This is a genomic window from Streptomyces sp. NPDC055815 (assembly GCF_053616475.1).
This window is the reverse complement of the sequence record NZ_JBSHDU010000094.1, coordinates 20,041-31,671: the sequence shown is the minus strand read 5'-3', so window position 1 is coordinate 31,671 and position 11,631 is coordinate 20,041. Positions and strand designations below refer to the sequence as shown.

At 71.3% G+C, this 11,631-nt stretch carries 11 protein-coding genes; 6 read left to right on the top strand and 5 right to left on the bottom strand.

The genetic code is table 11. The features are described 5' to 3' along the window. Both ACWGN5_RS36645 and ACWGN5_RS36640 read left to right on the top strand, forming a co-directional pair. Window positions 1-689: hypothetical protein (locus ACWGN5_RS36645; RefSeq protein WP_453522729.1), on the top strand; the 689-nt coding region annotated here is incomplete at its 5' end. Window positions 690-703: 14 nt separating this feature from the next. Further along, window positions 704-1,498, top strand: coding sequence for a hypothetical protein (locus tag ACWGN5_RS36640; RefSeq protein WP_453522728.1), 795 nt, complete (start codon window positions 704-706; stop codon window positions 1,496-1,498). A gap of 448 nt (window positions 1,499-1,946) precedes the next feature. On the opposite strand, the gene ACWGN5_RS36635 is transcribed toward ACWGN5_RS36640, so the two are convergent. Further along, window positions 1,947-3,878: an ABC1 kinase family protein gene (locus ACWGN5_RS36635; protein ID WP_453522727.1), complete on the bottom strand. Its 1,932-nt coding sequence runs from the start codon at window positions 3,876-3,878 to the stop codon at window positions 1,947-1,949. A gap of 57 nt (window positions 3,879-3,935) precedes the next feature. After that, on the bottom strand, window positions 3,936-4,406 hold the full coding sequence (locus tag ACWGN5_RS36630) for a nuclear transport factor 2 family protein (protein ID WP_453522726.1): 471 nt from the start codon (window positions 4,404-4,406) through the stop codon (window positions 3,936-3,938). A 543-nt stretch (window positions 4,407-4,949) separates the two neighbouring features. On the opposite strand from ACWGN5_RS36630, the gene ACWGN5_RS36625 reads away from it, so the two are divergent. From ACWGN5_RS36625 to ACWGN5_RS36615, 3 genes are all read left to right on the top strand, one after another. After that, the gene (locus tag ACWGN5_RS36625; RefSeq protein WP_453522725.1) at window positions 4,950-5,162 is read left to right on the top strand and encodes a hypothetical protein; all 213 of its coding nucleotides are present in this window, start codon (window positions 4,950-4,952) and stop codon (window positions 5,160-5,162) included. 265 nt (window positions 5,163-5,427) lie between these two features. Continuing rightward, window positions 5,428-6,162, top strand: a complete 735-nt coding sequence (locus tag ACWGN5_RS36620) for a D-Ala-D-Ala carboxypeptidase family metallohydrolase (RefSeq protein WP_453522724.1) — start codon at window positions 5,428-5,430, stop codon at window positions 6,160-6,162. 165 nt (window positions 6,163-6,327) lie between these two features. Then, entirely contained in the window at window positions 6,328-8,079 is a 1,752-nt protein-coding gene (locus ACWGN5_RS36615) for a glycoside hydrolase domain-containing protein (RefSeq protein WP_453522723.1), read from the top strand. Window positions 8,080-8,267: 188 nt separating this feature from the next. Here ACWGN5_RS36615 and ACWGN5_RS36610 read toward each other — a convergent pair whose 3' ends face one another. From ACWGN5_RS36610 to ACWGN5_RS36600, 3 genes are all read right to left on the bottom strand, one after another. Further along, window positions 8,268-9,344 (bottom strand): polyprenyl synthetase family protein, encoded by a 1,077-nt coding sequence (locus tag ACWGN5_RS36610; RefSeq protein ID WP_453522722.1) that lies wholly within the window; start codon window positions 9,342-9,344, stop codon window positions 8,268-8,270. 71 nt (window positions 9,345-9,415) lie between these two features. Continuing rightward, on the bottom strand, window positions 9,416-10,567 hold the full coding sequence (locus ACWGN5_RS36605; RefSeq protein WP_453522721.1) for a tetratricopeptide repeat protein: 1,152 nt from the start codon (window positions 10,565-10,567) through the stop codon (window positions 9,416-9,418). 118 nt (window positions 10,568-10,685) lie between these two features. Further along, the gene (locus tag ACWGN5_RS36600) at window positions 10,686-10,946 is read right to left on the bottom strand and encodes a hypothetical protein (protein ID WP_453522720.1); all 261 of its coding nucleotides are present in this window, start codon (window positions 10,944-10,946) and stop codon (window positions 10,686-10,688) included. A gap of 270 nt (window positions 10,947-11,216) precedes the next feature. Here ACWGN5_RS36600 and ACWGN5_RS36595 point away from each other — a divergent pair, with 270 nt between their 5' ends. Beyond that, entirely contained in the window at window positions 11,217-11,630 is a 414-nt protein-coding gene (locus ACWGN5_RS36595; RefSeq protein WP_453522719.1) for a hypothetical protein, read from the top strand. The last annotated feature ends 1 nt before the right edge of the window (window position 11,631 follow it).

The window sequence follows — 11,631 nt, the reverse complement described above, 5'->3', positions numbered from 1 at the left end:
GGCGTGACCGGCACCCGCGCCCGGGCGGCGTTCCCATCCGCACGATCCTGAGCGAAGAATGGAGCACCATGTCCTACGACGGGGCATTCCTGTGGGGCCCGGCGAACTTCTCCGGACGGCCACCTGCTCGGCTGGTGGTGGAGGGCGTCGTCGTGGGCGTGGTGACGGCCGGTCTGATCGGGGCAGCCGCGGCCACGGGCGTTCTGACTGGTTTCAGCACGATCGGCACGGTGGTCGGAGCGGTCGTCGCCCTGGCCTCCGCCGTGTACCTCTTCGCGACGAACGCGGGACGCGCCCTGGTCGCTGTGGTCGCCCTGTCCGGTGGCGTCCTCGCCTGGTGGATACCGGGCCAGACCGCGCAGGCCGTCCTGGCAGCGCGCGGTGAGAGCCGTACGGTGGTGGTGACCGCGGTCCACGTCCACCGCTACGAAGGACGGAACTACGTCAAGAACTCGTGTTCCGTACGTCTCCCCGACGGCGCCCCGGTCGCCACCGAAGCATGGCGGAGCTGCGGCGCCGACGCCCACCCGGGCCAGCAGCTGACGATGGTCTTCGACCCGGAGGGTGCCGTCCCGCCGACCGACCGCGTCCTTCCCGCCTCCGCCGCGGCAGCCCTCGCGGGGCCGGCGGCGGCCGGTCTGGCGCTCGCGGCGCTGTGCTGCGTCGCGGTGATCCGGTCCCAGCCATGAGAAAGGAGCGAAGCATGCGCAGTGCCGGTGTGGGAAGCAGGAGGCGGCTGGCGGGACTGTGCCTGACGTTGGCGCTGCTGACGGGATGCGGGCCTGAGGGCGCCGCACCCGCGGAGGACGGCCGGCCCGCACAGGACCGGCCCACGGCTTCCTCTGGGGAGCGAACGGCGCAGACGGCGTTCGACCTGCTCCGCGACACGGACGCGCTGCGCCTGTCCATGACGATCCGGTCACCCCGTGGACGGTCCGTGATCTCCGTGCACGCGGACCGGGACGGCAACTGCACGGGGACGTTCGACCTGGGACCGATGCAGCGCGGGGAGATCATCAGGATCGCGGGAGAGAGCGTGTCGTACATCCGCTACAGCGATGCCGCGCTCGCGGAGATGCGCGCGGCAGCCGCTCGCCAAGGCCCCGCGGCCGCGGCCCGTGCGGACGAGCGTACGGCGCGGGCGCGCGGCAAGTACCTGAAGCTCCCCGCGGTCTCCCCCGCGTTGAAGGACCAGTGCGACTTGGACAAGGCACTGTCGACCGTTCCTCGGAACGGAGCGGGTGTCCAGCGCCAGCCCGTCGTCGACCGTGCCGGTGAGCGGCTCGTCCCCCTGCGAGGTCCCGAAGGGGACGAGGGCCTGATCATCTACGTGGCTGCCCGGGGGAAGCCCTACATCCGGTCCTTGGAAGGAGCGTCCCACGGTTCCGAGATCAGCATCTCGTTCGCCCAGTACGACGAGCCGGTGAACGCGGCAGCGCCCCCGACCGACGCGGTCCTCGACCTGGAAAGGGGCGGCGAGGAGCTGCTCGGCACCTGAGGGCCTCGGCCACGTCGGAGTGCCGCAGCGAGGTCGGTGAGGCCGTGTCGGGAGTGACCCCGGAGACAGCGCCGTTGTCCGTCCCGGGCTCGGTGATGGCGACGGTCTCGGTCCGGTCCCCCCGGCCGGTGCGATGCGCGCACTTGGCGGGGTCGACGCCGGAGGACGGCCGTCGGCCGGGTGGTTGCCCAGTCCGTGCCGCTCGGCCCGGTCACTTCGAGGGACGACACCGATGCACCGCGCCGAGACCTTCGGCGGAGCGCTCCTGGACATTGACGAGGCACCCGTCCCGTAGGCGCACACCACCGCGTCCACCGACCTGGACCGAGGGAGAGGACAGATGGGAGGAGTCCACCGCTCCGTCACTGCCCAGTGCGAATGGCCGCGAGCGAGGCCGACGCGGCGCCGCGCAGCCGTCGGCGGCCCAGCCCCGCGCAGGAACCGCCGCTCATTCCATGGGCCGGCTCGTCACGTAGAGGGTACGCAGGACAATGGCGGCGGACAGTACCAAGAGGTTGCCTCCCGCGAGCCCATACAGCTCCAGGTTCTCGCTCACGCGCGGCCCGCCGTCCATTCCCAGGAGTTGGAGGCCGGCAAACCCGAGGAAGATCCCGACGACGGCGTGCACCACCCGCCCGACGAGTTCGCCGACGACGCGCCGGTCCCGGGGATCGGCGAAGAGCCGTACATTGACCCCGAGCCGGCCCTCCTCAAGCGCACCGCCGAGACGGTCGAGACGGCGGGGCAGCCGTCGCAGGACGGGCAGCAGAGCGACGAGCTCGTCGCGGGCGGCATCGCGAGCACCGTGCGGTCCCATCCGGTCGCCGAGCCGGGCTGTTGCATACGTACGGGACGCCTCCAGCATGTTGAACCCCGGAGAGAGCTGGACCAGTGAGCCCTCCAGGGTGGCCAGGGCCCGGAACACGGCTGCGATCTCCGGCGGGACCGCCAGCCGGAAGTCGGCCACGATCCGGAACAGATCGCTGAACATCTCCACGTCGGGCGCGGATCCGTGCCCCAGATGGCGGGCGCTGAACTGTCCGAGCACACGGAGCAGCCGCTGCTCGTCGACCTCGTCGGGACGGTCGGTGATCTCCAGCAGTGCCTCGCGCAGGGCGAGCGGATCGCCGCGGTCGACGGCGAGGAAGAGCCCGGCCATCGCCTCGCGCAGTCCGGCGTCGATCCGTCCGACGGATCCGAAGTCGAGCAAGGCAGGCGTGCCGTCGGGCTGGAGCAGAATGTTCCCGGGATGCGGATCGGCGTGGAAGACCCCGTCCAGCATGATCTGGTTGAGAAGCGCGGTGAGCAGGGTCTCGGCCAGCCGACTGCCGTGTCGCTCGTCGTCCGGGGCCGCCTTGCCGAGCGACGTGCCCTCGACCCGGCTCATCACCAGAACGCGCTCCGTGCTGAACTGGCCGTGCAGAAGGGGCAAGGCGACGCTGAAGTCGCCGCGAGCCTCCGCGGCCCGACGCACCGCGGTCATGTTGCGCGCCTCGATGCGGAAGTCGAGCTCCTCGCCGAGCGCTACGGCGAAGCCCTGCGCCAACTCCTTCAGGCCGAGGCCACGCCCCCAGGCCGTGCGCGCGCTCAGCGCGGCGGCCAGGCGCCCGATGATGTCCAGGTCGCGCTCCACGAGCTCCGGTATCCCGGGTCGCTGCACCTTGACGATGACCTCGGTGCCGTCATGCAGGACGGCCGTGTGCACCTGGGCGATGGAGGCTGCGGCCAGCGGGACCCGCTCGAAGGAGGCGAACAGGTCACGCACCGGCGCTCCCAGGCTCTCCTGGAGCTGCCTATCGATGTCGCCCCAGGGCGCGGGCGGCACCTGGTCCTGAAGCAGACTGAGCTCCTCGACGTACGCCTCGGGCAGCAGGTCCCGCCGGGTCGACATCAGCTGCCCCAGCTTCACGAACGTGGTGCCACCGGCCTGCAACGCCTGCCGCAACTCCCGGGCCAGCAACTCGTGCCGCACCCCGGGCGCGCGCCTCCGCCCTCGCAGGTACGGCCCGAGCCCGTGGCGGGCGGCGATGCGCACCACCTGTGAGTACCGTCGCGACCGCGCGAAGCGCCGCCGCAGCGACTGCGCCCACCCGAAGGGCCGTACGGCGCCCATCGGCACCACGATGTCCAGGGCAGCGAGGACCACCATCGAGGTGAGCATCCCCACCCCGATCATCAAGGACAACAGCGGCGCGAGCTCTCCCGATTCCTCCATCCGGGGCGCGAACAGTCCCCCGGACACCACGAGTCCGCACATCCCCGCAGTCGCGATCCGCACGGCCCCCGCGCGTATGCCCAGGAGCCGTCGCCCCACCACCGCGGGCGCCACCACGACAAGCACGAAGACGAGTGCCCCGACCAATGCACCGGTGATCCACATGACGCCATTCAACAGCACGCACGTACGAATCCCCGGTTTAGGGCCCCTTCCTCGAAGTCAGCCCAGGGAAAGCGGACTTGACGGGCCTGGCTCGGCACAGACGTCGACGATGGCCCGCGTGTCCCAGTAGAACGGACGGACCTCGGTGATCCGCCCGCCCTTGACGGTGATCGCCTGCAGGATCGGGAAGCTGAGTTCCCGACCCGTCGCACGAGCGCGGGCGCGGACCTGTGTGAGTACCACCGCCGTCTCACCGGTGGCGAGAAACTCCTGTTCCACCATGTCGAACGTCTCCCACACCTGCCCCATCACCCGGAAGAACCGCGCCATGCCTTCGTGCCCACGCCACGTGCCGCCGTAAGGCAGAGCGTCTGCTTGATGCAGCTCGACATCGGGGGCAAAGAAGGGCGCGAGCAGCTCGAACGAAGCCTCGCCGGGACCTCCCGCCGCGAGGTACTGCGCTTCGGCGGCATACATGCCGGTGAGGACTGCCATGGAGTCTGAGTGCGTGGTGGCTGACATCGTCATGTCTCCAGCCTGATCCGTGGCGGGCGCGTCCCGCTGGCGGCAATCGGACATCGTCCTGCGTGCTGTCGACGGGCAACGGGCAACGGGCTGCGGAGCAACGGGGGCCGGTGCTTACGGATCTGTGACGTGATGTGCCGATAGCCCCGGGGCATCGTTCCGCGCATAGCTTGCCGCCCATGAGGCAAGCGAGACGGATCTTTCGACTCTCGGGACACACACGTCCGTTGACGCTGGGCCGCCTGGTATCGGCCGTACTGTCCGGGGCTCTCCTGGCGTCCCTGATAGGGGTCGTCGCACCCGCGAGCCCGGCGGCCGCTGCCGACGCCGGATGCGCATCCTTCGGCTCGTCTTTCGCACCGCAGGAGATCCCGGAGAACGGCAGCGGTCTGCGTTCCCTCGCTGACGGCGACAGCGACCTCGTACTGGCCCTGGACTTCGCTCCGAATACCGAGCGGCCGGACCAGCTGCGCGAGCTGGTCACCAAGACCGGCACGTCCTGTACTCGCCGAAGCTCGCCGCCCCCGTGGCGGGCGATCCGGCCGCGTGCGGAGGCACGAACCCCGAGCCGGACTCCCCACCGATGACGGCTGGGACTGGCAGGGCACCATCACGACCGCGGTCGGCGCGACCCGCGACGAGGTCCGCGTCGCCGACATCAACGGCGACGGCCGCGACGACTACTACTGGCTCTCCGAAGGCGGGGCCGTGCGCGTGTGGCTGTGCAACGGCATCGTGCGCAAGGTCGCCTCGTCCTGACGGCAAGCGGCTCCGGCGGTCCCTCCTCCGAGAAGGACCGCCGGACTCACCCGACTGCTGGATCCGGACCCGTGTCCGATTCTGCGGGCCGGCGTGCATCTGGGCCGGTGTGCGGTCGGCGTCACCGCGGCCGGCGGCCTGCGGAAGGGGCGTTTCGAAGGTCTGGTCCTGTGGCGGATGGTGACGGTGTGGACACGCACCGCATACACGCATCACACTCGCCTCAGCCCCTCGACGGGGAATCAGAACTCAGGACGGAGACGCGATGCTTCGGCGCACCATCCGACTCACCCTCTCGCTTGTCATGGTCATGGTGGCAACGCTGGGTGGGATGCTGTTCACGGCCGGACCCGCCCAAGCCGACGAGTGCTACACCTGGGGCCGCACCCTGTCCGAGGGCATGTCGGGCTCCGACGTGACGCAGCTTCAGATCCGCGTGGCCGGACACGCGGCGTACGGCGAGGTCATCGCCGTCGACGGCTCGTTCGGCCCGGCCACGAAGGCCGCGGTGACCCGATTCCAGCAGGCGTACGGTCTGTCCGCGGACGGCATCGCGGGTTCCCAGACGTTCAGCAAGATCTACGCTCTGCAGGACGCCGACTGCACCCCGATCCACTTCACCTACGCCGAACTGAACAGGTGCAACTCCGACTGGTCCGGTGGGGCGGTCAGCGCCGCGACGGCCAAGGCCAACGCCCTGCAGACGATGTGGAAGCTGGAAGCCATGCGACACGCCCTGGGTGACGTGCCGCTGACCGTGACCAGCGGATTCCGCTCGTACGCCTGCAACAGCGCGGTGGGCGGCGCCTCGAACAGTCGGCACCTGTACGGTGATGCCGCCGACCTGACCGGCAGCCCGTCGTTGTGCACGCTGGCCCAGCGGGCCCGCTATCACGGCTTCGGCGGCATCTTCGGCCCCGGCTACCCCGGCCACGACGACCACACCCACGTGGACGGACGCACCAGCCGTTCCTGGTCCGCGCCCAACTGCGGTATCTGACCTGTACGTACGACACGGACCGCGGGCTCTCCTCCGGACCGGCTCCGGCCCGGAGGAGAGCCCGCACCGCCCGCACCGCCCGCGAGGCGCGCGGCCGGGCTCCGGCCCCCGAACAGACCCGCCCCATCACTCTCTCCCCTCCCCGCACCGAGTAGGAGTGCCCTGATGTCCTCCCGCATCCCCTGGCGCGTCCGTGCCGGAACGGCCACGCTGGCGGTGCTCGCCGGCGTCGGCGCGTTCGCCGCGCCCGGATCCGCCTCTGCCGCCTCCCCGCCCGGGGCCGGCCGACAGGCCGTCAGCTACCACGGCTACCGCATCGAGGTGCCCGCCGACTGGCAGGTCGTCGATCTGGCCGAGAATCCTCGGGCCTGCCTCCGGTTCGACCGACCCGCCGTCTACCTGGGCGAGCCCGCGCAGGAGAGCGACTGCCCCGCACACCTCGTGGGCCGTACGGCAGGCGTCGTCGTGGAGCCCCTCACCGCCCGCTCCGCCGGACGGGCGACAGCGGCGACCGCACGGACTCCACGCGGCAAGGCCACCGCCCCGGCCGCCGTGTCCAGCAACGACACCATCCAGATCGCGGTCGAGGACGCCGGTGTGCTCGTCACCGCCGCCCACACCCCGGCGACCGAGCATCTGGTGCGGGACGTCCTGGCCTCGGCCGAACTCACCCCGGGTGCCAGGCGCACCGAGCTGCCCCGTACAGCCCAACGCCCCGACGCCACTCCCCTGGCCGCGGCCGGCCCGCAGCCCGGCAGCTACCTCGGCAAGGGCTTCGACACCTGCGCCGCGCCCTCCCAGGCCGCCATGAACGCCTGGCAGGCCGGCTCGCCGTACAGCGCGGTCGGCGTCTACATCAGCGGCTCCTTCCGCGGCTGCGCGCAGCCGAACCTGACCGCGAGCTGGGTGACCAGTCAGACCGGCAACGGATGGCGGCTGATCCCCATCGACGTCGGCCGCCAGGCCCCGTGCACGAGCTTCTCGCTGAGGATGTCCACCGACCCCGCCACGGCCAAGTCCCAGGGGGTCACCGCGGCGGCGGCCGCCCTCACCGCCGCGGCGAACCTCGGCATCCCCGCGGGCAGCGCCGTCTACAGCGACATCGAGGGATACGCCTCCACGGCCTCCTGCAAGGCTGCCGTGCTGTCGTACCTGTCCGGCTGGACCGAGCGGCTGCACAGCGGCGGCTATCTTTCCGGCTTCTACTCCAGCGCGTCCTCCGGCATCAAGGACGCCGCGAGCGAGTACGGCAACAGCGCCTACACGCGGGTCGACCACATCTTCTACGCCTGGTGGAACAGCGCCGCCGACACCAACACCGGTTCCTACGTGCCGTCCACCTACTGGGCCGGCCACCAGCGCATCCACCAGTACGCGGGCGAGGTCACCGAGTCCTACGGCGGCTACTCGATCAACATCGACCGCGACTACCTGGACGTGGGTACGGGCACACCGCCCGCGACCGACTGCACGGGGACGAACCTCGACTTCACCACGTACCCGACGGTCCAGAGCGGCTCGACCGGCGACCAGGTCAAGGCGGCCCAGTGCCTGCTCAAAGCCGCTGGATACGACCCGGGCACCCCGGACGGGGCGTTCGGCCCCGCCACGACCACCGCGACAAAGAACTTCCAGAGCGGCACAGGTCTCACCGCGGACGGAGTGATCGGGCCGAAGACCTGGACCGCCCTGCTGTCCCGCGGGACCACCCCCACCGTCCAGAGCGGCTCGACGGGAGAAGCCGTCACGCGACTCCAGCGTGCCCTGACCGCCGCGCTCGGCCGGACGGTGGCCATCGACGGCGCCTTCGGTCCGGGCACCGACCAGGCCGTGCGCGACTACCAGTCCTCACGTGCTCTGACGGTCGACGGCATCGTCGGTTCCGGAACCTGGGGCGCCCTCCAGTCGGGAAGATGAGGAAGACCTCGTGAGACCGCTCGCACGGGGCATGGGCCTGACAGCCCCTGTGCCAGGCGTCTCCGGCCATAGGACCGGCATCGCCGGTCCTATGGCCGGGGGGCGGGCACGGGCAGCTGCCAGGTCGGACGCGCGCCGGCCACCATGACACCACCACGGGGCTGTGGCTCGTAAGCGCGGAACGGTGATCACTTGTTCCGGTCGAGCACGTACGTGAACAGCCTGTCCAACTGCTGTACGGCGCTGCGCGTGAGGGACGCGTCGCGCAGCGCGCGGCGGGCGGTGTCCAGGTGCCGGCGCGCTTCGTCGCGGGTCGCGGTCCGCCCGCCCAGCTCCTCCACGAGTGCCGCTACGTGTGCGGCGGCCTCGTGGTCGAGCTTCTGGGGAGGGTCGAGCAGCGCCGCCAGTTCGTGCGCGGCCCTGCCTCCACCGGCCAGTGCGGCGAGCATCGGGTAGGTCTTCTTGCCCCTGCGCAGGTCGGCGTAGACGGGTTTGCCGGTCACGGCGGGGTCGCCCCAGATGCCGAGGATGTCGTCCACCGCCTGGAAGGCGAGGCCGAGATGGCGGCCCGCCCGTTCGAGCGTGGTCACGGTCCGGTCGGGGGCGCCGCCGAGGACCGCGCCGAGCGCCACGGCGCAGCCCAGCAGGGCGCCTGTCTTGTGTTCGGCCATCGACCGGTACTGCTCCAGTCCGACTGCGCCGGGGCCGTCCCACGGACGGTGTTCAAAGCGCAGGTCCTGCGCCTGGCCGGACACCAGCGCGTTCAGGGTCCGGCAGAGGCAGCGGACCGCGGCCGCCGCGTGCCGGCCCGGGGCCTCGGCCAGGGTGGTCACGGCCTGGGCGAGAAGCGCGTCGCCGGCGAGAACGGCCGGGCCGGTCCCGTACGCCTTCCACACCGCAGGCCGCTGCCGACGCAGGGCGTCGCCGTCCATGATGTCGTCGTGGAGGAGCGAGAAGGTGTGCACGAGTTCGACGGCCACGGCACCGGGAACGGCCTCCGCGCCATCAGCCCCGACCCCCTCCGCCCCGAGCACGGCGAGCGCCTGGCGCACTCCCTTGCCCTCGGACCCGCCGGAATCCGGAGTACCGGCCAGGTCGGACCAGCCCAGCGCGTACGCCGCCATCTCACCGGTCCACGGATGGAGGCTGCCCACCGCCTCTACCAGCGCAGGCCGGACGAGTTCACGACAACGCTCAAGGACACGGGCCGGCGCTGCGTCGTGATCGACGTCGTGATCGACGTCGTGATCAGACCCGCGACCCATGTCGTGATCACGAGACGAACGCACCCTGGCCACGGCTGTGGCGCCCGACGACAGCGGTGTCGGGACGGCGCTCACTTCAGGCCCTCCACATCGGCCGCCTGAAGCGCCTCGGCCCCGACCGCCGGCAGCACGGGCCTCGCGGCGCCCTGCCCGTGGCCGAAGTGGTCCGGCAGCGGCCCGACTCCCAGTTCGGCCGCTGCCTTGTCCACCATGTCCCGGGCATGCCGCAGCCCTATTCGGTCCAGCGTCGCGCGCAGTTCGGCCAGGTCCGCGGCCGTGTGCGCAGCCTCACGGCCCAGGTGGGCGGAGGCCTTGACCAGGCCCAGTCGCGACAGCGCCGTCCCGCGCGGCTCGTCCATCTCCTGGAACTCCTCAAGGGCCAGCGCGTACATCTCACGGGCCTGCTCGTAGCGGCCCGCCCGGTACAGCACGTTGCCGCGCATCTTGTGGTTGTACGCGAGCGCGCTGGACAACCGCATCTCCCGGCAGGCCTCCTCCGCCTGCGACAGCAGCGACAGGGCTCGTTCCACGTCGGCGTCGCGCACGGACACCACGTCCGCGATGCCGCGCAGCGCCCATGCCCACCCGCGCCGGTCCTCGGCTCGGGACGCCGTGTCGGCCGCCTCCTCGAACAGGGCCAGCGCCTCGTCGTATGCGCCGGTGTTGCGGTGCATCTGCGCGATGCCCTCCAGCGCCCACACCGTGTGCCGGGCCTCGCCCCGGCGGCGGGCCTCGGCAAGCAGCTGCTCGTGCAGCCTCCTCACCGACGCGTAGTCGCCCTGGATGCGCCCGGTCTCGGCGAGCCCCGCCAGCGAGTAGCCGCGCACGACGACGTCACCGCCCCGCTCGCCCGTCTCGGCGGCCAGCCTCAGCAACCGGTACGCCAGCCTGAACGCGCCGCGCTGTCGGGCCAGCGTGCCGCCACTCCACAGAGCCCACGCCATGGCCCCCTCGTGACCGGCCGAACGCGCCGCCCGGTAGCTCGCCTTCCACGCCCGGTCGGCCTCCTCGATGCGCCCGAGCCTGCGGCAGGCCTCCGCCACGGCCAGCCCGCAGCGCGCCTCCTCCCGCCGGTCCCCGGCCCGTTCCGCCGTACGCAGCTCCTCCATGCCCCGGGCCAGCACCTCGGGCAGTGAGGCGTTCACCGACAACGATTCGAGAGCACCCTGGTACTCCGGCGCCGATGCCTTCGCCCGCCTCGTCTCACGTACCTGACCTGCCATCACAACCCTCCTCGTGTCGGCTCGACGATCAAGTCGACACGAGAACCAAGACGACGAGGTCGGGACGGGGTTCCCTCTCGGTCGAGAAGTCCGCCTCCCTACGGACGGGGGATAGTCCTCAAGTGCTACGCGGCTGTCGACGACTCGTCAGCGAGATGTACGCCCGCCGGGGCTCCCGGACCGGCAGGTCCGCTCGGCGCGGGGTGAGGCTCGAACGGCGGACGACCAGTTGCTCGTCCACCTGGTCGCCGGTCTCCTCCGCGCGGGCGGCCCGCGGCAGCAGGACCGTGGTGGGCAACACCGCGTTCCGGCTGATCGAACCGCCGGCGAGCCGGGCGTCCAGCGCGATCACGAACAGCCGCCCCGTGCAACGGCGCATCGGGCCCTCGCTCGCCGCGCCGGGCCCCGGCCCGTACCCGCTCCAGAGACGCAGTGTCCGACCGCTGCGCCGGTCGAGCGCGCACTACTCGAATTGATGGGGTGATGTCGGGTGGCGTCGGCCATCGGTCACCTGCGCCGGTGGCCGCCGCCCCACGGGCTGGCCCTCGGTGTGCATACTGTGACCGGCAGAGGAGCCGTCGTCCGACCGAACGGCGATGGGTGGGGCCTATGGGCCACGGGCCGGGCCGGACGACCAAGGAGACCAGCGATGGATGTCAAGGAATGCTGGCGCCGCTACGGGCTTCGCCCCGTCGGCGCGGACCTCGACGAGATACGTGCACTCCTCAGAGAGCACACGGCGCGTGAGCGACGCGCCCAGGGCGAGGGCGACACTGAGCTGATGAGGCTCTGCTGCTTCCAGCTGTTCACCAGCGGCGACCTCGACGACGTGCTCCTGATCTGGAGTGCGAAGCAAGCCAGCTTCGACGCAGCGTGCTCGATCGACATCGAGTTCCTGCTTGGGCACGGGCTCGACGCGACGAAGGCCCACCTCTCGGCCCACCGTGCACCTTCTGCGACGGCGGCACTGGATCGACTGCGCGAGCTCGAGGCTGACGGTGAATTCGAGGGCTTCTCAGTGGAGGAGCGCTCCGCCGTCTACGACCGGTACTACGGCGACTGAC